At 60.0% G+C, this 22,259-nt stretch carries 18 protein-coding genes, 4 tRNA genes and 2 pseudogenes; 18 read left to right on the top strand and 6 right to left on the bottom strand.

Going from position 1 to position 22,259, the window contains the following annotated elements:
- Positions 1 to 7 precede the first annotated feature (7 nt).
- The 7 genes from lepB to nagZ all read left to right on the top strand — a co-directional run bounded on the left by lepB (position 8) and on the right by nagZ (position 6,667).
- The gene (gene lepB / locus CDV46_RS11540; RefSeq protein WP_058375941.1) at positions 8 to 922 is read left to right on the top strand and encodes a signal peptidase I; all 915 of its coding nucleotides are present in this window, start codon (positions 8 to 10) and stop codon (positions 920 to 922) included.
- Between the two features lie 284 nt (positions 923 to 1,206).
- Positions 1,207 to 2,256, top strand: a complete 1,050-nt coding sequence (gene rnc / locus CDV46_RS11535) for a ribonuclease III (protein ID WP_087722581.1) — start codon at positions 1,207 to 1,209, stop codon at positions 2,254 to 2,256.
- A 55-nt stretch (positions 2,257 to 2,311) separates the two neighbouring features.
- A complete protein-coding gene (gene era, locus CDV46_RS11530) occupies positions 2,312 to 3,205 on the top strand; it encodes a GTPase Era (RefSeq protein WP_058375940.1) in 894 nt (297 codons plus the stop codon).
- A 94-nt stretch (positions 3,206 to 3,299) separates the two neighbouring features.
- On the top strand, positions 3,300 to 4,259 hold the full coding sequence (gene recO / locus CDV46_RS11525) for a DNA repair protein RecO (RefSeq protein WP_254916034.1): 960 nt from the start codon (positions 3,300 to 3,302) through the stop codon (positions 4,257 to 4,259).
- Positions 4,256 to 5,017, top strand: a complete 762-nt coding sequence (pdxJ, locus tag CDV46_RS11520) for a pyridoxine 5'-phosphate synthase (protein ID WP_087722580.1) — start codon at positions 4,256 to 4,258, stop codon at positions 5,015 to 5,017. The genes recO and pdxJ overlap by 4 nt, the downstream gene beginning before the upstream one ends.
- Before the next feature lie 184 nt (positions 5,018 to 5,201).
- A complete protein-coding gene (acpS, locus tag CDV46_RS11515) occupies positions 5,202 to 5,636 on the top strand; it encodes a holo-ACP synthase (RefSeq protein ID WP_087722770.1) in 435 nt (144 codons plus the stop codon).
- A complete protein-coding gene (gene nagZ / locus CDV46_RS11510) occupies positions 5,633 to 6,667 on the top strand; it encodes a beta-N-acetylhexosaminidase (protein WP_087691269.1) in 1,035 nt (344 codons plus the stop codon). Before acpS ends, nagZ begins: the two co-directional genes overlap by 4 nt.
- A gap of 128 nt (positions 6,668 to 6,795) precedes the next feature.
- Here the strand turns inward: nagZ and efp are convergent, their stop codons facing one another.
- A complete protein-coding gene (gene efp, locus CDV46_RS11505; protein ID WP_087722579.1) occupies positions 6,796 to 7,353 on the bottom strand; it encodes an elongation factor P in 558 nt (185 codons plus the stop codon).
- Positions 7,354 to 7,491: 138 nt separating this feature from the next.
- Positions 7,492 to 8,736 (bottom strand): elongation factor P maturation arginine rhamnosyltransferase EarP, encoded by a 1,245-nt coding sequence (gene earP / locus CDV46_RS11500; protein WP_087722578.1) that lies wholly within the window; start codon positions 8,734 to 8,736, stop codon positions 7,492 to 7,494.
- 137 nt (positions 8,737 to 8,873) lie between these two features.
- On the opposite strand from earP, the gene uvrC reads away from it, so the two are divergent.
- Entirely contained in the window at positions 8,874 to 11,153 is a 2,280-nt protein-coding gene (gene uvrC / locus CDV46_RS11495) for an excinuclease ABC subunit UvrC (RefSeq protein ID WP_087722577.1), read from the top strand.
- A gap of 47 nt (positions 11,154 to 11,200) precedes the next feature.
- On the opposite strand, the gene kch is transcribed toward uvrC, so the two are convergent.
- A complete protein-coding gene (gene kch / locus CDV46_RS11490) occupies positions 11,201 to 12,436 on the bottom strand; it encodes a voltage-gated potassium channel protein (RefSeq protein WP_249277702.1) in 1,236 nt (411 codons plus the stop codon).
- A 176-nt stretch (positions 12,437 to 12,612) separates the two neighbouring features.
- Between kch and pgsA the strand changes: the two genes are divergently transcribed.
- The 5 genes from pgsA to CDV46_RS11465 all read left to right on the top strand — a co-directional run bounded on the left by pgsA (position 12,613) and on the right by CDV46_RS11465 (position 14,584).
- The gene (pgsA, locus tag CDV46_RS11485) at positions 12,613 to 13,206 is read left to right on the top strand and encodes a CDP-diacylglycerol--glycerol-3-phosphate 3-phosphatidyltransferase (protein WP_058375934.1); all 594 of its coding nucleotides are present in this window, start codon (positions 12,613 to 12,615) and stop codon (positions 13,204 to 13,206) included.
- A gap of 175 nt (positions 13,207 to 13,381) precedes the next feature.
- Positions 13,382 to 13,457, top strand: a tRNA-Gly gene (locus CDV46_RS11480).
- Between the two features lie 49 nt (positions 13,458 to 13,506).
- Positions 13,507 to 13,582, top strand: a tRNA-Gly gene (locus tag CDV46_RS11475).
- 112 nt (positions 13,583 to 13,694) lie between these two features.
- Positions 13,695 to 13,768: transfer RNA gene (locus CDV46_RS11470), tRNA-Cys, on the top strand.
- 222 nt (positions 13,769 to 13,990) lie between these two features.
- Complete coding sequence (locus tag CDV46_RS11465; RefSeq protein ID WP_087722576.1) at positions 13,991 to 14,584, top strand: hypothetical protein; 594 nt, start codon at positions 13,991 to 13,993, stop codon at positions 14,582 to 14,584.
- 10 nt (positions 14,585 to 14,594) lie between these two features.
- Here CDV46_RS11465 and CDV46_RS11460 read toward each other — a convergent pair whose 3' ends face one another.
- The gene (locus CDV46_RS11460; RefSeq protein ID WP_140413347.1) at positions 14,595 to 15,335 is read right to left on the bottom strand and encodes a hypothetical protein; all 741 of its coding nucleotides are present in this window, start codon (positions 15,333 to 15,335) and stop codon (positions 14,595 to 14,597) included.
- 926 nt (positions 15,336 to 16,261) lie between these two features.
- Between CDV46_RS11460 and CDV46_RS27400 the strand changes: the two are divergent.
- Both CDV46_RS27400 and CDV46_RS27395 read left to right on the top strand, forming a co-directional pair.
- Positions 16,262 to 16,897: pseudogene (locus tag CDV46_RS27400) on the top strand (phage major capsid protein); the annotation flags it as partial.
- Between the two features lie 9 nt (positions 16,898 to 16,906).
- A pseudogene (locus CDV46_RS27395) lies at positions 16,907 to 17,542 on the top strand (DNA adenine methylase); the annotation flags it as partial.
- Positions 17,543 to 17,602: 60 nt separating this feature from the next.
- Here CDV46_RS27395 and CDV46_RS11450 read toward each other — a convergent pair.
- Both CDV46_RS11450 and CDV46_RS11445 read right to left on the bottom strand, forming a co-directional pair.
- Positions 17,603 to 17,917, bottom strand: coding sequence for an addiction module antidote protein (locus CDV46_RS11450; RefSeq protein WP_087722573.1), 315 nt, complete (start codon positions 17,915 to 17,917; stop codon positions 17,603 to 17,605).
- Positions 17,918 to 17,920: 3 nt separating this feature from the next.
- Positions 17,921 to 18,220, bottom strand: coding sequence for a type II toxin-antitoxin system RelE/ParE family toxin (locus CDV46_RS11445; RefSeq protein ID WP_087722572.1), 300 nt, complete (start codon positions 18,218 to 18,220; stop codon positions 17,921 to 17,923).
- Between the two features lie 1,210 nt (positions 18,221 to 19,430).
- Between CDV46_RS11445 and CDV46_RS11435 the strand changes: the two genes are divergently transcribed.
- From CDV46_RS11435 to CDV46_RS11430, 3 genes are all read left to right on the top strand, one after another.
- The gene (locus tag CDV46_RS11435) at positions 19,431 to 20,333 is read left to right on the top strand and encodes an SDH family Clp fold serine proteinase (protein ID WP_087722570.1); all 903 of its coding nucleotides are present in this window, start codon (positions 19,431 to 19,433) and stop codon (positions 20,331 to 20,333) included.
- Positions 20,334 to 20,336: 3 nt separating this feature from the next.
- Positions 20,337 to 20,435 (top strand) — tRNA-Ser (locus CDV46_RS27100).
- A gap of 214 nt (positions 20,436 to 20,649) precedes the next feature.
- Positions 20,650 to 22,254, top strand: a complete 1,605-nt coding sequence (locus CDV46_RS11430) for an EAL domain-containing protein (RefSeq protein WP_087691273.1) — start codon at positions 20,650 to 20,652, stop codon at positions 22,252 to 22,254.
- The last annotated feature ends 5 nt before the right edge of the window (positions 22,255 to 22,259 follow it).

Genomic DNA, 22,259 nt, shown 5'->3' with positions numbered 1-22,259 from the left:
GTCCCGCATGAATTTCGCCCTGATTCTTTTGATCCTGGTGCTGGTTACCGGGGTGGCCTGGGTGGCCGACAAGTTGGTGTTTCAACCGGCGCGCCGCCGGGCAGCACAGCAGGCGGTGACGCAATTCGATCAGCAGCAGCTTGTATTGCAAGGGTCCGGCATTCAGGGCTCTGGCGTGCAGGAGGGTGGTGCAGTCGCGAGTGCGCGCGCCAAGGTGCGTGACGACAAGCTGCGTCAGCCGTGGTGGCTCGAATACTCGGCGAGCTTCTTCCCGGTGATTCTTGCGGTGTTCGTGCTGCGCTCGTTCGTGGTCGAGCCGTTCAAGATCCCGTCGGGCTCGATGATTCCGACGCTGCTGGTGGGTGACTTCATCCTCGTGAACAAGTTCGACTACGGCATTCGCCTGCCGGTGATCAACAAGAAGGTCATTGATCTGGGCGAGCCGAAGCGTGGCGACGTGGTCGTATTCCGCTACCCGAAAGATGAGTCGATGGACTACATCAAGCGTGTGATCGGTGTGCCGGGCGACGTGGTGGCCTACGAGAACAAGAAGCTCACGGTGAACGGCGAGCCGGTGCCGGAGACGGCACTGCCGGACTTCTTCGACGACGAGCACATTGCTTACTACAAGCAGTTCGAAGAGACGGTGGGCGGTGTGAAGCATCGCATCCTGAACGATCCGAACGTGCCGCCGTACATCATGGGTGCCGACGATTTCCCGAACAAGCAGAACTGCCAGTACAACAGTCAGGGTGTGATCTGCAAGGTGCCGCCGGGCAACTACTTCATGATGGGCGATAACCGCGACAACAGCGCGGACAGCCGCTACTGGGGCTTTGTGCCCGAGCAGAACATCGTGGGCCGGGCGTTCTTCATCTGGATGAACTTCTCGAACCTCAAGCGTCTGGGCGGCTTCCAGTAATTGGAAGGTGCGCCGGATATTCACCGAGAGGTGAGATCCGGAAGCCTTGAAGTATTAATGCGGGAATTGGCGATAAATCGCTGATTTCCGCATTATTGTTTCTGATTTTGTATTTAATCATGCGGCTGGCTTGGGTCGCCGGGGGAATCTCTCTGCAATCACCCCGGCGTTGTCTGAGCCACCGTCCTCACGCGAGTCTGAAAAGCCCGTCGGACGGCGGTTTCGCCCGTCGTTTCTTGGCGACGACGCGCGCCGGGGCGGGAGCGTCGCGCTATACTTGCGCCATGCCTCAATCACTGAATCAACTGGAAGAACGCCTCCAGTATCGCTTCCACGATGCGGAATTGCTTTGCCAAGCACTGACGCATCGTAGCCATAGTGCCGCCAATAATGAGCGGCTGGAGTTTCTCGGCGATTCCATTCTGAATTGTTCCGTTGCGGCCATTCTGTTTCGTCGTTATCCCAAACTCGACGAAGGCGATCTGTCGCGTGTGCGGGCCAATCTCGTCAAGCAGCAGTCGTTGTACGAAATTGCGCAGGTGTTGGGCGTTTCCGAATTTCTGCGCTTGGGTGAGGGTGAGCTCAAGAGCGGTGGTTTCCGCCGTCCGTCGATTCTGGCCGACACGCTTGAAGCCCTGTTTGGCGCGATGTACCTCGACGGCGGATTCGAAGCGGCGTACGCCGTGATCGAACGTCTGTACACGCCGGTGCTCGAACACGTCGATCCGAGAACGCTCGGCAAGGACGCGAAGACGTTATTGCAGGAGTACCTGCAAGGTCACAAGATCGCGTTGCCTCAGTACACGGTGACGGCGACGCACGGCGCGGCGCATAACCAGCAATTCGAAGTCGAATGCGCGGTGCCGAAGCTCGACATCAAGGTAGGTGGCGCAGGCGCGAGCCGCCGTGCGGCCGAGCAAGCGGCGGCCAAGAAGGCGCTTGAAGAAGTGCAGAAGATGCCGGCACTCGCGAAGCCCAAGGCCGAGAAGAGCGCGAAGGCGGCCAAGAAACGTGCGGCGAAGGCCGCGGCGTCGGAGGCGAAGAAGGCCGATCAGGCGGCGGGTACGCCATCGCCGGAGACGCAGGCGAAGGAAGTGCCGAAAGACACCAGAGACGCCAAGGACACCAAGGATGCCAAGGATGCCAAGGATGCGAAAGCCACCAGCATTCCGGTGCCGGCGATGACCGCCGCGCATGGTCATGGTGCAGCGCGTGTCGCGATTCCGGCCGCGGAAAAAGCGACAGATAAAGCGACTGACAAGGCGACAGACAAGTCGGCAGACAAAGCGGCAGACAAGGTCGAAGCTGCAAAGCAACCACCGGCAGCCGCCTGAGTACCATTCAAGGGGAGGGCGCAGTGCGCCGCCCCTATCACGAGAGTTTCCAAACATGAACGATAAGACGGATTTTCGCTGCGGGACCGTGGCGATCGTCGGGCGTCCGAACGTCGGCAAATCGACGCTGCTTAACGCCCTCGTCGGTCAAAAGATCAGCATCACTTCACGCAAGGCGCAGACCACGCGCCACCGCATCACCGGCATCTGCACCACGGACGACGCCCAGTACATCTTTGTCGATACCCCGGGTTTCCAGACACGTCACGCCACGGCACTGAACCGCTCGCTTAACCGCGCGGTCACGTCCACGCTGTCGAGCGTGGATATCGTGCTGTTCGTCATCGAAGCGGGCAATTTCGGCCCGGACGACGAGAAAGTGATGAAGCTTCTGCCTGACAACGTGCCGGTGCTGCTGATCATCAACAAGCTCGACCGTATTACCGATCGCGCCGAGATGCTGCCGTTCTTGCAAAAAGTGGGTGCCGTGCGCGATTTCCGTGAAATCATCCCGCTCTCGGCCAAGCGTGCCGACGACATCAAGCGTCTGCTCGGCGTGCTTCGTCCGTACCTGCTCGAAGGCGAGCCGATTTACGGTGAAGACGATCTGACCGATCGCAGCGAGCGCTTCATGGCGGCCGAAATCCTGCGCGAGAAAGTGTTCCGCTGGACGGGTGATGAGCTGCCGTACACGAGCACGGTGATCATCGACAAGTTCGAAACGGAAGGCAATCTGCGCCGCGTTTTCGCGACGATTCTGGTCGACCGCGACAACCACAAGGCGATGATCATCGGCAACAAGGGCGCGAAGCTCAAGCAGATTTCCACCGACGCGCGCATCGATATGGAGAAGCTCTTCGACGGCCGCGTGTATCTGGAAGTCTGGATCAAGGTCAAGGGCGGTTGGGCCGACAATGAGGCCGGCCTGCGGGCGTATGGCTACGAGTGAACTCGACACGACTCGTGACGAGATTGCTACGTCGGCCGACCTGACGCCGACGGCCGGCAAGGCGTCGGCTGCCCGGGCCGCATCCCCATCTCAGATGTCCCAGATGTCTCAGCCGTCCCCGCCGGCCCGCCCGGCGCGTCCTACTCGTTCCTCGCGCTCGTCCAGTGCCGCGACGCGGGTGGTCGATGACGAAGCGTCGGAAGCCTTTCGCGAGGCCGACGTGACTGGCAAGGGCAAGGTCGATGCCGACCCGCCGCCAGCCAAAACTGACAAGACTGCCAAGGCCACCAAACGCGTGCGCCGCGCGCCTTCACCGGCGCGTGCTGCGGAACGCGAGCAAAGTCGTGTCACCGAGCAGCCGGGCTTCGTGCTCCACAGCTACCCGTATCGCGAAACCAGCCTGATCATCGACGTGCTCACGCGTGATCACGGCCGTATCGCGTTGGTCGCCAAAGGGGCCAAGCGCCCGCATTCGGCGCTGCGTGGCGCGCTGCAAACGTTTCAACCGCTCTCGCTGGCGTGGCTTGGCAAGGGCGAACTGCGCACGCTGACCAAGGCCGAATGGGTGGGCGGGCTGCGTCCGCTCGAAGGCGACGCGCTGCTCTCCGGTTTCTACCTGAACGAACTCCTGGTGAAGTTTTGCGCGCGTGACGATCCGCACGACAAGCTCTTCCAGCATTATCTGACGACGTTGCACCACCTCGCCCATGGCGAGCCGGCCGGCATCATCCTGCGCGCCTTCGAGCGTGTGCTGTTGCGTGAGACCGGTTATGCCGTGGCGTTCGACCGATGCACGCAGACGCGCGGCAAAGTGGTGCCGGAGCGTCAGTACGTATTTCACCCCGACTGGGGTGTGCGGCCGGCGCGCGGCGACGAGTTGTCTGACTGGCCCGTGGTGAGCGGCCAGACGCTGCTCGACATGGAGCAAGACGATTACACGCGTGCGCAGACCGTGCAGCAAAGCAAGCTGCTCATGCGCTTTCTTCTCAACCACCATTTGGGCGGCGTGCCGCTCAATACCCGGCAGATCCTGCTCGACCTGCAAAAACTATGAGCCTCTTCTTTCACGGCAACCCCATCGACCTCGGGGTGAATATCGATCACGTCGCAACGGTGCGCAACGCGCGTGGCACGACATATCCCGACCCGATCAAGGCGGCGTTGCTGGCCGAAGAGGCGGGTGCGGATGTCATCACGTTGCACCTGCGCGAAGACCGTCGCCATATTCGCGACGACGATGTGACGAATTTGCGCGGTCTGCTCAAGACGCGCATGAACCTCGAATGCGCGGTGACGGAAGAAATGCTCGCCATCGCTTGCAAGGTCAAGGCACACGATGTGTGCCTCGTGCCCGAAAGCCGTCAGGAGCTCACCACCGAAGGCGGGCTGGATGTCGTGGGGCTCTACGATCAGGTGGCGGCCGCCACGCAACGGCTCAGCGAGGCGGGCAGCCGCGTGTCGTTGTTCATCGATCCGGAGGAAGCACCGATTCGTGCGGCGGCTCGCATGGGCGCGCCGGTGGTCGAACTGCACACCGGGCGTTACGCCGAAGCGCATGACGAAGCCGAACGGGAAGCCGAGTTCGCCCGCATCGAACGCGCGGTCGCGCTCGGTGTATCGCTGGGTTTGAGGGTCAATGCCGGACACGGCCTGCACTACGAAAATGTGCAGCCCATTGCGGCCATCGAAGGCATCAGCGAGTTGAACATCGGGCATGCCATCGTGGCGCACGCCATCTTCGCCGGTTGGGAAAATGCCGTGCGCGAGATGAAAGCGATCATGGTCGCCAGCCGTATCGCGGCGCGCGGCTGAGCGGCCGGACGACTGCGCTCGCTGACGGTTACGACACTCACGCAAACGCGAACCCTAACCCGCTCCCATGAGTATTCAGGACACGCCCCCGCCCGACGGACTCGCTGCATCCGATACGGCCGGCGCTAGCCAAGACGCTACGCCGACGCCATCGATCGCAGCACCGGCCACAGCAACCACGTTAGTGACGCCAGCGACGCCGACCACCCTCTACGGCGTGGGCACCGACATCCTCCAGATCAGCCGCGTCGTAGGCGTGATGGAGCGCACCGGCGGGCGCTTTGCCGAGCGAGTGCTGGGACCGGAGGAACTCAAGGTTTATCACGCGCGTCAGAACCGGTCTGCCGTTCGCGGCCTCGCGTACTTGTGTACGCGCTTCGCTGCGAAAGAAGCCGTGTCCAAGGCCATCGGCCTCGGCATGCGCTGGCCGATGACGTGGCGCGCCGTGCAGACGCTCAATGCACCCTCGGGCAAGCCCGTGGTGGTGGCGTCGGGCGAGCTGGCCGAGTGGCTGGCCGCACGGCAACTGTCGATCGAGATTTCGATCACGGACGAAAAAGAATATGCGGTCGCGTTCGCGATCGCTTCACGCAAGATTGCATCGGAGAATACGCAATGACGAAGCGCAGGCCGGGTCCGGTGATGCTGGATGTCGTCGGATTGACCCTTAGCCAAGACGACATTCGCCGCATCGAACACCCGTTGACCGGGGGTGTCATCCTGTTCGCGCGCAATTTCGATGACCGCGCGCAACTGTGCTCGCTCACGCAGCAGATTCGTGAAGTGCGCGACGACATCCTGATTGCGGTCGACCACGAAGGCGGGCGCGTGCAGCGCTTTCGCACCGACGGCTTCACGCATCTGCCCGCGATGGGCAAGCTCGGCAAGCTGTGGCACGACGACGTCTTCAAGGCGACGCGCGTGACGACGGCGGTCGGGTACGTGCTCGCCGCCGAATTGCGCGCGTGCGATATCGATCTGAGTTTCACGCCGGTGCTCGATCTCGACTACGGCACGTCGCAGGTGATTGGCGACCGGGCTTTCGACAGTGACCCGCGTGTCGTGGCGATGCTCGCCAAGAGTCTGAATCACGGCTTGCTGCTCGCCGGCATGGCGAACTGCGGCAAGCATTTCCCGGGGCATGGTTTTGTGGCGGCTGACTCGCACCACGAGATTCCGGTCGACGAGCGCTCGCTCGACGAGATTCTCTCGATCGATGCGCAACCTTACGATTGGCTCGGCATGTCGCTCGCCGCGGTGATGCCCGCGCACGTGATTTATCCGCAGGTCGATCCGAACCCGGCAGGCTTCTCCGCCAAGTGGCTCAAGGAGATTTTGCGCGGCAAGTACGCCTTCGACGGCGTAATCTTCAGTGACGATTTGTCGATGCAGGGCGCGAGCGCCGCAGGCGACGTCGTCACAGCCGCACACGCCGCGCTGGATGCCGGATGCGACATGGTGCTCATCTGCAACAGCCCGGAGAAGGCCGACCGTTTGCTGCGCGAGATGAAGACGGATATCGACTCGGTGTCACAGCGCCGTATCAAGCACCTCAAGGGCCGCGGCAAGGTGCATGGCTGGGAGAAGATGCTCGCGCAACCGGAGTATCAGGCGGCGAAGCGGCTGATTGCCGAGACGTTCGGCGGGTAATTCCCGCGTCCGAGTTTCGCGCCCAAACAAAAAGCGCTCGACCCCGAAGGGGCGAGCGCTTTTTTGTGGCTACCGCGTTGCACACCGCACTGCGCCATCCGGAGATGGCACAGGCGCGTGGCAATCGCTTAAGCGCGGCTCTTGTATTCGTCGGTACGGGTGTCGATCTCGATCAGATCGTCCGTGTTGACGAACAGCGGCACTTGAATTTCGAGCAGACCGTTGATCTTGGCGGTCTTCAGCACGCGGCCCGACGAGGTGTCGCCCTTGACGGCCGGTTCGGTGTACTCGACCTTGCGCACGAGCGTGGTCGGCAGTTCGACCGAGATGGCCTTTTCGTCGTACAGCACGATTTCGCAAGCCAGGCCGTCTTCCAGATACTTGATGGCGTCGCCCATGTTTTCGGCTTCGACTTCGTACTGGTTGTATTCTGTGTCCATGAACACGTACATCGGGTCGGCGAAGTACGAGTAGGTCACTTCCTTCTTGTCGAGCATGACGACGTCGAACTTGTCGTCAGCCTTGTACGACAGTTCGCCACGGCCTTCGGCCAGCAGCTTCTTGTACTTCAACTTCACGACGCTGGAGTTCCGGCCCGACTTGACGTATTCGGTCTTCAGCACGACGTTCGGCTGACCATCGATCATGACAACGTTGCCGACGCGGAGTTCTTGAGCGGTTTTCATAAAAAACGAGATCCTGTGACGAAATAAGCGATTTGCCGCTTGTTGAGCGCTTCCATACGCTCATTCGCCGCTTGATTCCCGCGCCCGCCCGGAATGGTCCGGGGCAGCAGGTTCAGCAGCAAAGCGTTGAAAAACCAGCTATTTTACCTGATTTTCCACGAAGCTTGCCAACTGTCGCGCAAGGTCGGGCAGGGCCCCCTGCCGGCTCGCCCAGCCACGTGCATGGCCGGTGAGTGCAGGCAGGGCGGCGGCCAGTGCGGGCCAGTCGGGCGGCGTCTGAGCATAGCCGTTCCAGAGGTGCACGAAAGTCCGCAGGGCTTCGCGTGAAGTCTGGGGCAGGGCAATGTCGCCCGTGGCTGGATCGGCGTTCTCCGCCAGATATCGGCCCAGAAACGCATCGAGCTTCACGTGGTGAACGTTGTCGTCCTGCGGGTAGATATGCCAGACGAACGGCTTTGCCGCCCATTGGGCCCGGACGAAAGAGTCTTCGCCCCGCACAAAATTCAGATCGCACGCCCACAGCAGCGCATCGAAATCGGCCTGCGGGACGAACGGCAAACCGTACACCGTCAACGAACCCCGGGTAGCCGACTCGCGTGCGCCCAGCGCGTCACACCCAAACCAAGCGCCGAGCGCCGGGGCGATACGTCCTTGTGGCACCAGACACACTACTGGGGTAGCGCTGTCGGCCCATTGCGCCAGCAAGCCCGGAAGTGCTGCATTCTCATACGCAAATAGAGATACGACGAGGGCATCCTTCGGCGCGGCGTCCCGCCCCAGCGTGCGTTGCCACCAGCCGTCCCGCAATTCGGGGGAAGCGTAGAAAGCATCGCGCCGGGAGAACAACTCACGCTCACGCGCCAGACCGCCAGTGCGCGCCGTGAAGCCGGGGAAGAAGAACGTCTTGATCAAGCCGAGTTGCGGGTGAATCGAGCGCTGCAAGTGGCAGTCTTCCACCCAATCCTCGGCGCTTAGGTATTCCAGATTGATCCACACGGGCGCGCGTCCGGCTTGTTTGTACGCATGCATGGCCTGAACGTAGGTGTCGGGCACGTTGCATGCGAACGCTTCGATGACGATATCGCCCGGGGCGTTGTCTTCGGTGATCGGTCCGAAGTCCGCACCCCAATGCCGCACGTCGACGCCGTCACAGCGTTGCTGGGCCAGCGTCGGATCGATGTCGGGCCGCAGATAACGGAAGCTCGTCAGATCGTCGACCCACAGCCGCACCGACCAGCCGTGCTCGCGTACGAGTTGCCGGGCGAGCCGCCAGCACACGCCGATGTCGCCGAAATTGTCGACGACGGTACAGAAGAGATCGCAGCGCGGCACGAGGGGCAAAGCGGCGGGCGGCGAATCGAGGTGAGGCGTGGGCAGGGACATTACGAGGCGGCGACGCGGATTGGTCTAAACTTGCGATTCTAGTCCTTGTGACGCGTGACACCGCGACAGCGCTCACGCCAACGGCGAATCAAACGCCGCTTGATCCGCTCGCAGGACGCTTCAGATGCCCAGAGTTCATGACCGAAGACGCCAACGACGTCACGCCACCCCGCAAGTCTCGTAAAGCGAAAGCCGCCTCCGAGGCAAAGGCTGCGCAGGCGCCCGCGCCCGAGCAAGATGTTTCGAAGGCTAAAGCCGATGCCCCCCCCGCTTTCGATGCGCGCGAGGTGCTCGCCCAGTTGCCAAATCTGCCGGGCGTTTATCGTTACTACGACGCCGCAGGCAACGTTCTCTACGTTGGCAAAGCGCGCAATCTGAAGAAGCGGGTGTCGAGCTACTTCAACAAGACCCAGCTCTCGCCGCGTATTGCGTTGATGGTGGCGCGCATTGCGAAGCTGGAAACCACGGTCACGCGGTCCGAGGCCGAGGCGCTGCTGCTCGAAAACAACCTGATCAAGGCGCTGCACCCGCGTTACAACATCCTGTTCCGCGACGACAAGTCGTATCCGTTCCTCAAGCTCACGCAGCATAAGTACCCGCGCATGGCGTACTACCGGGGTTCGGTCGATCGCCGGGGGCAATACTTCGGCCCGTTCCCGAGTGCGTGGGCGGTGCGCGAGAGCATTCAGATTCTGCAAAAGGTGTTTCAACTGCGCACGTGCGAAGACTCGGTGTTCACCAACCGCACGCGCCCCTGCCTGTTGCATCAGATCGAGCGTTGCAGCGCGCCGTGCGTTGGTGCGATCAACGACGAGGATTACACGCGCGACGTGAACAACGCCGCGGCGTTCCTCTCCGGACGCCAGAAGGAAGTGCTCGGCGCTCTCGAAGCGAAGATGATGACGTACGCCGAGGCGCTCAAGTTCGAGCAGGCGGCCGTCGTACGTAATCAGATGCAGGCGCTTTCGGGCGTATTGCAACAACAGTCGGTGGAAACGGCGGGCGATGTCGATGCCGATATTCTTGCCGTCGCCTACGCCGGTGGCCGTGCTTGTGTGAACCTCGCGATGGTGCGCGGCGGCCGTCATTTAGGTGACAAGGCGTACTTCCCGGCGCACGTGGAGCGAGGCGTCGAGGGCGGCATCGCCGACGAATTCGACGAAGACGACGTCGTGCCAGAAGCAGTGACGCAACCTGTTGATGCGGGCGACAGCACCGAAGCCACCAACACCGAATCGCCCCTCTCCCCGGAGATCGTGTCGGACATGCCGTCCGACACGCCGGCAGCATCGCTCGAATCACGTTTGCTGGAAGCCTTCGTGGCGCAGCACTATCTGGGGCAGTCGGTGCCGCCGGTGCTGGTCGTGAGCCATGCGTTACCCAGCGACGAACTGCTGACGGTGCTTTCCGAGCAGGCCGGGCGCCGTATCGTCATGGTGCGTCAACCGCAGGGCCAACGCCGCGCATGGCTCGACATGGCGGAGCAAGGTGCACAACTGGCGCTCACGCGCTTGCTGACCGAGCAGGGCAGTCAGCAGGCGCGCACGCGTGAGCTGGTGCAGACGATCGGGCTCGACATCGACGACGCAGCGTTGCTGCGCGTGGAGTGTTTCGACATCAGCCATACACAGGGTGAGGCGACGCAGGCGTCGTGCGTGGTGTTCCACCATCACAAGATGCAAACGAGCGAATACCGTCGCTACAACATCACCGGGATTACGCCCGGTGACGACTACGCGGCAATGCGTCAGGTGCTCACGCGGCGCTATGGCCGTCTGATGGAGGCGGCTGCCGAGAAGGTGAGCGATGCGGCGGACCCGTCGTCCGTTGCGGCCGACGTGGCACGTGCCGAAGCCGAGACGGCGGTCATGCCCGACACGTCGTCTGGTGATTCGCAAGACACCAGCGCAACGGCAGACACCATTGTGAAAGACGCGGCCGCACCGTCGGATGTTTCCGATGTTGAAGCCAATCTGCCGCAACTGGTACTGATCGACGGCGGCAAGGGACAGGTGGAAGTGGCGCGGCAGGTGTTCGTCGAGTTGGGCATCGACATTGGCCGGCTGGTCGGTGTTGCCAAGGGCGAAGGCCGCAAGGTCGGGCTGGAGACCTTGGTCTTTGCCGATGGCCGTGCGCCGCTGGAGTTGGGGCGCGAGAGCGCGGTGTTGATGCTGATCGCGCAGATTCGCGACGAGGCGCACCGCTTCGCCATCACGGGGATGCGTGCCAAGCGGGCGAAGGCGCGCCAGACGTCACGACTCGAAGAGATCGAAGGCATTGGCGCAAAACGCCGTCAGCGCCTGCTGATGCGTTTCGGCGGCCTGCAAGGCGTGGCCGCGGCAAGCGTTGACGAACTCGCCAGTGTTGAAGGCATTTCCACGACGTTGGCCGAGCAGATCTTCCGCCAACTGCACTGACGCGCGGGGGCGTCCACGGACGGCGGCGCTGCTTCAATCGCCACCCCTCACTTATCGGTATCGCCATGAAACAGCAGGCGCATCACCGTATCGTTGTCGACCGTCTCGCCGGAGAGCGTGCGCGCGAGTAACTCGCCGCCGACGACAGGGGGCGCGAAGATCATGTCGGGCTGCACGCGCTTGAGCTTGCTCAGGTGCTTGCTGTCGTTGACCGACGCGATGGTCCGCACCGTGGGTGCGATTTCCTTGGCGGCGAGCACGATGAACGCGTTCTCCGAGTCGTCGGCGCGCAGGGCGAGCACGGCTTTCGCGTGTTCGATACCGGCATGCGTGAGCACGGCGTTGTCGCTGGCGTCGCCGTGCATCACGTCGGCGTCTTCCGGATACGGATTATCCACACCGCTCGCGATGATGACCGTAACGGGCCAGCCGCGTTTGGTGAGTTCGTGGTGCACGTTGATGGCGAGCGGCGACGCGCCGGCCACGATGAAGTGTTGTTTGCGGATCACGTGCGTAAATCTCCCGGCGAGAATTTTCTTGAGATTGCCGCCGACGAGCGGACCGATGACCACCGTGAGCGACGTCGCGAACACACTGATCCCGAAGATGATGACCGATGCCGTGAAGAGCCGGGCGTCGGTCGAGTGCGGCACGATGTCGCCGTACCCGACGGTCGTCATCGTGACGATGGCGAAGTAGAAGGCGGTGGCCAGATCGGTGACGGGCGGGGCGAATTCGGCGCCGAGATACATCGTGCCGAACGTGGCATAGACGATCAGGGCGAACACGGCGACGAGCGTGTAGAGCGTGGCGGCGGCGAAGCTTGCGCGATCGAATTCGCGCCAGTACCAGAGCAGCAGCAGGACGCAGACGATCGACAGGGCGAAGGTCAGATCGAAGCGGATGTTGAGATGAACGTTGATGATCGCCGCGAGCGTGAGCATCACGAGCGAAAAAGCCCATGCGGTGCGCGCGCGGATGACCAGCCCGCAGGCGAGGGCAACGAGCGAGAGGCCGACGAGCGCGCGGGGCAGGTGAGAAAAGTCGATGCGCTCGATGGCGTTCAGGCCGAAGAGCAGACGGGGCAGATGACGGGCTTCGATGCGCTCCAGCGCCGAGAGATCGCCGCGCACGAAAAGGTCGACGAGCAAGCTGCCGGGCACGCGCAGCAGCACGGAGGCGACGAGCAGCAGCCCGTTGAGGCCGACCAGCAGGCTGATGATCACGTGCGGCGGCAGCAGACGGCGTCGCAGGGTGGGCAGAGACGACCAGAGCAGTTTCACGAGATCGGAGCTAATGGCGGGTGGTTGCGAGCAAGATAGGGGCACAGTCACGCATATGTCAACCGGGCAGCGGTGCCTCGGCCTTGTCGCTGCGGGGCATACACGGCACAATGCGGGTCTGGTACGGCTGCCGAGTGCGCCGTGTGTCGACTGCCGTTTGCCGAACTCATGCTGCCATGCCTTTTAATGTCCCCATATTCCTGACCTGGCTTCGGATCGTCCTGATCCCGCTTGTGGTTGGCGTTTACTACTTGCCGACGACTTGTCTGACCCCGGTCCAGATGAATTGGGTGGCGTGCGCGATCTTTGTGCTGGCGGCGCTGACCGACTGGTTTGACGGGTTTCTGGCGCGCCGCTGGAACCAGACCTCGGCCTTCGGGGCGTTTCTGGACCCGGTGGCTGACAAGCTGATGGTGGCGGCGGCCCTGTTGATGCTGTTGCAGATGGGGCGGATCAATGCGTTGGTGGCGTTGATCATCATTGGCCGCGAGATCACGATTTCGGCGTTGCGTGAGTGGATGGCGCAGATTGGCGCGTCGCGCAGCGTGGCGGTGCATCAATTGGGCAAGATCAAGACGGCGGCGCAGATGGTGGCGATTCCGTTGTTGCTGTTCAACGGCACGGTGGTGTGGAACGGGTTGCGTTTCGACTCGCGGTTCTGGGGCACGTGGCTGATTTACGTGGCGGCGGTGCTCACCTTGTGGTCGATGCTGTATTACTTGCGCCGCGCGTGGCCGCAGATTCGCGAGCGTGGCGGGGGTGAGATGTGAGCGTAAATCACTGAAAGTGCGGGATTTGCGCGGTGGGGGAGAAAATTCTTCACAAATTTTCAGTGCAGGTGCTTGACACTGAATCGACGTTTGGACATAATCTCCTTCTCGCTGCTACGGCGTTAGCCCGGCAGCGAAATTTTGAGTAGTGTGGATTGGTAGTACGCATGAAAATGCGGGAGTAGCTCAGTTGGTAGAGCGCAACCTTGCCAAGGTTGAGGTCGCGAGTTCGAGACTCGTCTCCCGCTCCAGTTTTCACACTGGACATTGAGTGAATGAATCCTTGATGTCGGGTGTCATGCGGGAGTAGCTCAGTTGGTAGAGCGCAACCTTGCCAAGGTTGAGGTCGCGAGTTCGAGACTCGTCTCCCGCTCCAAATCCAGAGGGAAGCCTGGCTTCCCTTTTTATTTGCCGAAAAGCCCACGGCGATCGATCCGAAGGGCGCCCTCGATGGCGACAGCGAGTGGTTACAATGCGGCATACCTGATGGCGGGATGGCAGAGTGGTCATGCAGCGGCCTGCAAAGCCGTGAACGCCGGTTCGATTCCGACTCCCGCCTCCAAAATTCAAAAGCCCTGACTTGTCAGGGCTTTTTCTTTTGCTGCGCCCGATTTCATACCCACGTAATGCCGCTGAAAGTGGCATAAACCGGTCTCTGCCAACCGGGAGTTGGTGTTTCGCCACTCGGAATAGATGGACAATTGCCGTGTACGTGAGTTGAGGAATGGCAATTAAAAGGCTTCGGGGTAGTACGTGAGAGTACGTCGTCAAGCGCAGCGGCCTGTTGCCCAAACCAATCTATCTGCGATTTGAGAGCGAGGCCGAGGGCGACGATTATGTGCGCCGTCTCGAAGCGCTGCTAGATGCGGGTGTCGTGCCCGAAGAGTTTGCGCCGACTGCGGCCGGTAAGTTAACGCTCGCCGAACTGAATCGAGCATACCAAGTTGCTTTGCACGTGCCTGACGAAGATCGAGCGCTGCTAAATGTCATTCACGCGCGTCTCGGCAAAACGCTGCTCCTGACGCTCGACTACAAGTGGGTCGAACGTTGGGTGTCCGATATGAAGCGCGAGCAGAACCTCGCGCCGTCGACGATCCGCCATTACGTTGGGGCGCTGAGTCGGTGTCCCGCGTGTCACGGCCGAAGGTTTCTGTACCCCGATTCGAACACGCGGGCCGCAATGCGCACCGACCTTTGTCCTGCATGCTCTGAATCGGGGAGGGCCAAGGTGGACCACCCGGCACGAGCACGTGCACTCGGCGTCGCACTCGATGTGTACCGTAAGCGATGGGAAAAGGTCTTTCATGACATGCTCGAGATTTTGGACTGTCTCGACGCAGAAACGGCAGTGACGGTGCGTTTTCAATGTCGTCGATGAGGGTCGAAAGTTACTTTTTCGGAACTTGAGCCGCCGCAGCGGCGGGGGGGCCGTACGGCCGCCATGTGATGCCGGGAGCGTAGCAGTCGACCATTCTGGCGCTAATTGGTTGAGCGGCTAAGTCATCAAAAGACTTGCTAAAAATTCCGTGTTTGGCGGGTGGGTTGAACTTGGCGGCAATTCCTTTCTGAGCACTCATCGATAGCAAAAGTACTCTCTCATCTTTGCTGACACCGGCGCAGGCGTGAACAGTTGTGAAGTCATATTCCATCGCGAGATGTGCGATCAGCAGTTTGTCGCCTTTCATCATTGCGAAGGTGCCGAGTGCGACCCCGAGAGCCGGGCCTGCCAGGAAGGCAAAAAAGAGTTGAAATAGGAAAGCCCGCCGATTTATCAATCCGCGCACTGTTCCCACGGTCATCGAGTCCCGGCGTGCAAATTGGATCAACCCACGGAGGAGCGAAACAAAGTTGTGCACGGTGACGTAACCGGCCACAACAAACATCACAGAACTCAGAATCACGGCAATTGTGAATGCCGCCTCCATCGCGGTTGAAAGCACGATGGCGTTGGTGAGTTCATAAGGCGATATCGGGAAGATCGAAGATGCTTTATCTCGCACCGAAGATGCGCACCAGGTGAGAGATCCAGCGATGACGGCGCCTGCAAAGATCTTCATCGGCAGAAGCTCAGCGAGCGCGCGTACGACCTTTATCTGCCACGCCGCACATGCTGAGATCAACAATGTCAACCAACCTAGTCCTAAGAAGATAAACACACTCGGCCAGAGTTGGGACGGCGACTCAAACCAAGCGAGCAGTAGCCAGACGCCGTATAGACCAATGTTTGCTGCCACCAATCGAGCGAATAGTGCCGGTTCATGAACGTACTCGCGAGAATCAAAAATTACCCCATTTCTGAGTGGCGCAATAAACGGCCAAAGTAGGGCGTCCCTCATGTTTTTGAGGTATCTGAGCCGATGTGGGGGGAAATGAGTAAGGTTCATGCTGGTCTGATTTTGTTATCGGTTGAGTTCGTATAGCTAACCAATGTTACCCGCAGATTTCGCGATGGATATTGCACGTCGGGGAATTCTTGAAATACAATCTGCTCCATCCAGTGCCCCCGGTGGTGAATCCAACGGCGCTCATTGGTGAATCGCTGGCACCGCGCGTTAGTCGTGCAAACCTCTCGGGACATGACAAACGGAGCCTGTGAGGTGGGGTTGGGGAAGGTCCGCCCTAGATTATTGCGAAGAACACAGTGAAGCCCTGAACGTGAAAGCGTTCGGGGCTTTTTGTTTTGTCCAACCGGCCGCGCCCGTCTCCTCACGGCCGACCGCTCGTCGCCGTCCACCGCTATGGACGTGCGGCGAGCACCTAACCCGTGAACGTATGCCATCGAGCGCTCCCCGCCCACGCCGAAAGCCGAATTGTCGCGCGCTCGTTCGCGATGGCTCGGCATATTGCGATCAACACAAACGCGTTGCGCGTGGCTCGTTCGTTGATCGTGAGCGTGGCACTCGGCAACAGCGGGCTACGGAGCTGGATGGGACGCCAAGCGACAACGCGTATTCGCGCGTGACAAGTTCTTATGCCAAGCGTGTTTGCGGGCAGGGCGTATTACGCCCGTCGGCGACAAACCCTATAGCGCTTGGTGTGATCACATCGTACCGAAATGCGTTCGTATAACGATAAGCAAGGCGAAAGCGCCTGGGGCGACGAGCAGCGCTCGAAGTGGGAAGCGATGCGTGCCGATCTGAAGCGCATCGATGAACTGATCGAGCGCGAGGAAGAACTGCGCGCGCTCGATCAAAGCTTTGTCGAGGGCAACGCGGCCGAACTGGCGAAGAAGGCCGCGCGAGAAAACGGCGGGCAGTCGGACGACGAAAAGCGGGCCGTTGTTTTCGACCGCTTCGTACGGGTTGGCCTTGCCGAGATGGAGCCGGAAGAACGTAAGCTCCTGAACGAGAGCCGAGCGCAGGCGGCGGGCGACGGCAAGGATGGCGGTTATACGGTGCCCAAGACCTTCTTGGCGCAGGTCATCGAATCGATGGTGTCTTTCGGGGGGATCGAGTCGGTCGCACAAATCCTGAATACCGACGCCGGCAACGCAATCGAATGGCCGACGAGCGAATCCGGCAGCGACGAAGGCGAGCTTGTCGGAGAAAACAACGAGGCGGGCGAAAGCGACGTCGAGTTCGGTACTGGCAATCTCGGTTCGCATAAGCTGACGTCGAAGCTGATCCGCGTGTCGAACGAACTCCTGGCTGATTCCGGCATTCAGATGGATTCGTATCTGGCGACGCGCATCGCCGGGCGTATCAACGGCGAACTGGTGAACCTTTACCGTGTGGTTCAGAATCATCTGGAAGAATTTGTGCGGCAGTTCAAGTGGGCGCTTTCCAGCAGGGATGTGTTCAAGTGGCTGCAAGACACGCCACCTCGTGTGCTGACGGATATTCAGCGTGCTGCCCGGTTCTACTACCTTCAGCAAAATTGCTTTGGTGGCAAGGTGGAGGGGCAGTCGTTCGGCACGGCTACAACGGCACCACCGGGTCTCAATCTGCTGCGGCTGGAGGAGAACCTGTCGGCCGCTCATCTCAGGCTTTCGAGCGCATATATCGAAAATCAGGAGTGGCATGCCTGCATCGAGCGCTATGACCGTGAGCAGACATTCTTCTATCTCGACCCGCCCTACTGGCAGACGGAAGGCTACGGGGTGGCGTTTCCGTTCGAAGAGTACGAGCGAATGGCCGAATTGCTCGGCAGGCTCAAGGGGAAAGCGATTGTGAGTCTGAACGACCACCCCGACATTCGGCGCGTGTTCGCGGGATTCGAGATCGACGCATGCGACATTAAATACACGGTCGGGGGTGCGAGCAAGCCTGCGGACAGAAAGGAGGTGATCATCTACAGCTGGGACCGGCACGCGGAGCCAGTTGGGCTCTTCGGGTAGGCCGTGTGCACCCGTACCACAGCACGCCGTGCGTATCGGTGGTGCGGGCGCTTCCGAGCGTCAAGCCGTTGCGGCTTCCGTCGGCTCAGAATTTGCCGTCAGGGTGAGGTGCAGGCCGAGGGCGCTTACCACTTTCACTATGGTGGCAAATTCCGGGTTGCCTGTGTCCGACAGCGCCCGATAAAGTACTTCACGAGCGATCCCGGATTCTCGTGCGAGCGCACTCATTCCACGCGCACGGGCGACCGCGCCAAGCGCCCGCTGAATCTCGCGCGGGTCCCCCCCTTCGAAGGCGAGCGACAGATAGTGTCGGATCGTCTCGTCGTCCTTGAGCGCCTCAGCGGCGTCAAATTCTTTCAACTCACTCAGTTTCATTTTTCAGTCCTCCAGCTCGTCAGCCAGCTTCTTTGCGTGCTTGATGTCTTTTGCCTGTGTCGACTTGTCTCCACCGCAGAGAAGCACAACCAGCACGGCACCGCGTTGCACGAAGTACACCCGATAGCCCGGGCCAACATCCACCTTCAACTCCGATACCCCTTCGCCTACCGGCTTCAGGTTTCCGGGGTTGCCGAGCGCAAGACGGTCGAGCCGTTGCGCGATGGCGGCGACGCCCTTGCGGTCACGCAGACCGGAAAACCACTTGCTGAACTCGGGGTGTTGAAGGATTTCGTCATGAATCTAACTGCAATCCATGGGTTACAGTTTTGCAACGAAAAGTTGCCTTGCAAAGATTTACTCGTGGCCGGGCTAGGAGAACCGTTTGCGTAGCCACGCGACTACCAGTGCATGCTGCGCTTCAGCATCGGCATACGTGAACAAGTACCCTGAGCGACCTTGGTAGCGCCCGCCGGTAATGGTCGTCCAAAAGAACGCTCCGTGCTCATCGGGCATGCCTGCGAAGAACGTGAAAACACGCACGTTGGTCGGCGGAATATCCGTAACCCATCTTGGACACAGTGGCCCAGCCATCCGCCTGCACCAGTCTGCCCAGTCGTCCGCAGGCAAGACGTTATGGTCGGCATCAAGCTTGTACCGCTCATGCGGTGGCTCTAGGGGATCGGAAAGGATGGTTGGCACGATTAACACTGTTGTTTTGTACAGTATATTGCCTCAACCCTTCGGTGCGTCAAGTGTTGAGTCTTGTGCCGAGCGGGTAAGTGACGATATGAGAACCCAAGGGACACGCTGCGTACTGCCGCTCGACCCGAGATGCTTGTGTCTCCAGCAGTTGGCGGGGAGGGGGCACCAGCGGTGCCGGTATGGTTGTTTGCACAAGGGAAAACACCAAATTCTGGTCGATTAGAGTAAAAACTCTAGACTCTACGCCGCACAAAGTCACTTTGTCTGAAACAACGACGGAATGCGCCTGTCCCAACGAAAACGGCCGCACAATGTGCGTTGTTTTTCAATATCGCAATAGCGCAAGGCTATTTGACAACATATTGGCTAATCGATAGATTCGGGCGCACAACTATTATTAACGTCGTGTCCAGTGCAGGGTTCTGAGTGCTGGAATCTTCACGTACGTCTCGGGCGGTGGCTCCAAGTTGAGCGCCGAATGTTCTTTTTTCATGCCAAGGAGCTGTTATGGACGCTTTCGGTCGCGCACCGTCGCTTGAGGTTGGCCCTCAGGGATTGGATCAGCGGGTCGCCGTCTATAAGGAATTCTTCACGCCGTCGGCCAGTGCCCTTGCTGCGGGTGCGGCACAGGCACAGCAATTTAAGATCGTGTCGATGTATGACGAATCGGTTCGTGTGACGTATAGCAATCACACTCGGTGACGTTAACCCGGTCGTTCGGTCGGGATGCAGTCAAAACAAATCGAATGAATGCGGACTAGTGGCCGGCTCTTTGCCGGCCACTAGTCTTTTCGGGGAGACATTTAGTATGCCAAATTGGTCTGAGATTTCAGACGAGATTGCTTCCGCCGAGGCAGGGGGAATAGAGGACGCGGCGGGATATGTTCGAAACAAGTACATGCTTGCCTTGTCAGAGCATACCGGCCGGAACGTGATTGCCTACTACTCGGGGTGGCTTACGTTAGAGGCCCGCCCAAGTGGAATTGAGATCGACGACGACGACAAGGGCGGGTTCATGACCGCCGTTCACAAGTTGCACCGACCGAACGGGTTAGATCTCATTTTGCACACGCCGGGTGGGAATATCGCGGCCGCCGAGTCAATCGTGTTCTATTTGCGCGAACAGTTTGGTACTGACATCCGAGTCATCGTTCCGCAGATCGCCATGTCTGCGGGCACAATGATCGCCTGCTCCGCACAGTCCATCGTCTTGGGCAAGCAGTCCAGCTTGGGGCCAATTGACCCGCACCTAAACGGAATTTCTGCCCCGGCGGTCCTTGAGGAATTTGATCGAGCGGTTCGGATGGTGCAGGAAAACCCGGCTAGCATTCCGTTGTGGCAGACGATCGTAGGGAAGTATCACCCAACGTTTTTGGATAGCTGCCGTCGCTCAAGAGACATGTCTAAGCAGATTGTGCAAAGCTGGCTCACGTCCGGCATGTTTGCTGGTGACGCTGATGCAGCGCAGAAGGCGCAGACGATCAGCGAGAAACTGTCGAACCACGATGAGCACAAAGAGCACGGTCGCCACATTCACTTTGACGTCTGTGAAGCATTGGGTTTGAAGATTACACGTCTGGAATCTGACCCGGATCTTCAAGATCTGGTCCTGTCGGTGCACCATGCGTTTCATCACACCTGCCGTCGATCCCGAGTGGTGAAAGTCATCGAGAATCACAACGGAAGTAGTTGGGTGAAAACTATTGAGTGAGGTGGCGGGAAGGGTGGTGCGGAAAATAACAAATTGAATATAAACGATGTTAAGCGGCCTGCAAAGCCGTGAACGCCGGTTCGATTCCGACTCCCGCCTCCAAAATTCAAAAGCCCTGACTTGTCAGGGCTTTTTCTTTTGCTGCGCCCGTTTCCGTTCCCGCAATATTTCCCCGCCACATCCGGCAATCCCACCCCTATCAAATTTCAGCTAGTATGCGACCAAGTCATGGGTCGCAGCAGGCATCCTGACCCTTGTCGCCGTTCGAGGGAATACCGCTTCTGGTGGTGTGTGAATCTCGGGGGAGGCTTGCAGAATGTTCAGACGACTGTCGCTCATTTCGGCGTCCATCGCGCTCGGTTGTGTCGGCACGGTCCTGCCAGTGCTGACCAGCATCTACATTGCGCGTGAAGACGCGCAAAAGCGTGAGCAGGAAGACCTCCAGCAGTTTGCCGCGAAAGCGGTCATGCGCGCCGAGCAGGTCACTTATCAGGCATTCGCCGCCATCGCCGACTTGTCTTCGGGAATAGAGCCGCGCTGTTCGCCCGCCTACATTGCACGAGCGTCCCGCGTCATCTTCAACTACGGCTACGTTCAGGACGCGGGCGCCTACGGCGACTCGCAATACCTTTGTTCCCCGTTGCTTGGCGACGTGCGCGACAAACACTACGTGCTACCGGCACCGAGTTGGCGCAGTAACGACGGATATCTCATCTGGCTCCGGCAGCGCAACCCCATCAGCGACGTTCGCGACGACATTCAGTTCGGGCGCGACGGCAATTACGTGTCGATCAATCCGCAATCGTATGTGGACATCATCGACCCGGCGCGGCGTCCCATCGCGGCCGTCAACATCGACACCAACAGCATCATCGCCATGTCGTACGGCGCCGACAGCGACGACATGCTCAACGCGTGGCGGCGTGGCGGCAAGATCAAGAGCGACACATGGCATTACGCGGTCGCCCGCTCGTCGTCGCGACCCATTGGCGTCGTCGTCAAAGCGCCTCGCAGTGGGCTGATCGCCAACTGGACGGGGCTGCTCGCGGTCTGGCTCGCTATTGGGGTAGCCGTAGGCGGACTGATCGGCTGGCTTTCGTATAAGCGAATCTCCCGCCAAGTCTCATTCCCCGCCACGCTCGAATGGGCCATCGCACGCCGGTACATCGAGGTGCACTACCAACCGATCGTGCGCCTTGAAGACGGCGTTTGCGTCGGTTCCGAAGCACTCGTTCGCTGGAATTTGAACGGCCAGAATATCCCGCCGGATATTTTTGTTGCCGTCGCCGAAGAGAACGACCTTATCCAGCCGCTGACGGATCTCGTGCTCGAGAAGACGGTCCGGGAGCTTCAGGAATTGCTGCGAGCGCAGCCATCGTTCTATGTGTCGATCAATGTGGCAGGCGAAGATTTACAAACCGACCGGTTTATTAAAAAGCTGAATACGAGTTTGTCGGGCACGGGCATCCATCCGTCTCAAATCAGAATCGAGGCGACCGAACGCGGTCTGCTCAAAGCCGAGTCAGCACGAAAGATCATCGCTGCGCTGCGGCAAGCCGGTCACCCTGTGTATATCGATGACTTCGGCACCGGTTATTCCAGTCTGTCTTACTTGCAATCCTTCACCGTCGACGTGCTGAAGATCGACAAATCGTTTGTCGACACGATCGGACAGGGGGCGGCTTCGAGTGTCGTTGCGCCGCACATCATTGAAATGGCACACGAACTGGGCCTAGGCATCGTGGCGGAAGGTGTCGAAACCGAGGCTCAGGTTGAGTACCTGAAGAGCAAGGGCGTCGAATACGGCCAAGGCTGGCTCTTCTCGAAAGCGATGCCGGCGGCGAAGTTGATTGCGTGGCTTAAGGCGCGTAGTCAGAGTTCGCCCAATCAAAATGGGCCGGAAAACACTTCGACCCATTGAGATAA

This window comes from Pandoraea sp. PE-S2T-3 (assembly GCF_002179965.1).
GTDB lineage: Bacteria > Pseudomonadota > Gammaproteobacteria > Burkholderiales > Burkholderiaceae > Pandoraea.
The sequence above is the reverse complement of the archived record's forward strand: the minus strand, read 5'-3'. Positions and strand labels throughout refer to the sequence as shown.

Excerpts from the sequence above, each read along its gene's own strand:
- efp (WP_087722579.1), bottom strand. The coding sequence starts at position 7,353 with ATGAAAACCGCTCAAGAACTCCGCGTCGGCAACGTTGTCATGATCGAT.
- uvrC (WP_087722577.1), top strand. The coding sequence starts at position 8,874 with ATGACCGAAGACGCCAACGACGTCACGCCACCCCGCAAGTCTCGTAAA.
- CDV46_RS11435 (WP_087722570.1), top strand. The coding sequence starts at position 19,431 with ATGCCAAATTGGTCTGAGATTTCAGACGAGATTGCTTCCGCCGAGGCA.
- pdxJ (WP_087722580.1), top strand. The coding sequence starts at position 4,256 with ATGAGCCTCTTCTTTCACGGCAACCCCATCGACCTCGGGGTGAATATC.
- CDV46_RS11430 (WP_087691273.1), top strand. The coding sequence starts at position 20,650 with ATGTTCAGACGACTGTCGCTCATTTCGGCGTCCATCGCGCTCGGTTGT.
- CDV46_RS11450 (WP_087722573.1), bottom strand. The coding sequence starts at position 17,917 with ATGAAACTGAGTGAGTTGAAAGAATTTGACGCCGCTGAGGCGCTCAAG.
- recO (WP_254916034.1), top strand. The coding sequence starts at position 3,300 with ATGTCCCAGATGTCTCAGCCGTCCCCGCCGGCCCGCCCGGCGCGTCCT.
- rnc (WP_087722581.1), top strand. The coding sequence starts at position 1,207 with ATGCCTCAATCACTGAATCAACTGGAAGAACGCCTCCAGTATCGCTTC.
- pgsA (WP_058375934.1), top strand. The coding sequence starts at position 12,613 with ATGCCTTTTAATGTCCCCATATTCCTGACCTGGCTTCGGATCGTCCTG.
- era (WP_058375940.1), top strand. The coding sequence starts at position 2,312 with ATGAACGATAAGACGGATTTTCGCTGCGGGACCGTGGCGATCGTCGGG.
- earP (WP_087722578.1), bottom strand. The coding sequence starts at position 8,736 with ATGTCCCTGCCCACGCCTCACCTCGATTCGCCGCCCGCCGCTTTGCCC.
- lepB (WP_058375941.1), top strand. The coding sequence starts at position 8 with ATGAATTTCGCCCTGATTCTTTTGATCCTGGTGCTGGTTACCGGGGTG.
- nagZ (WP_087691269.1), top strand. The coding sequence starts at position 5,633 with ATGACGAAGCGCAGGCCGGGTCCGGTGATGCTGGATGTCGTCGGATTG.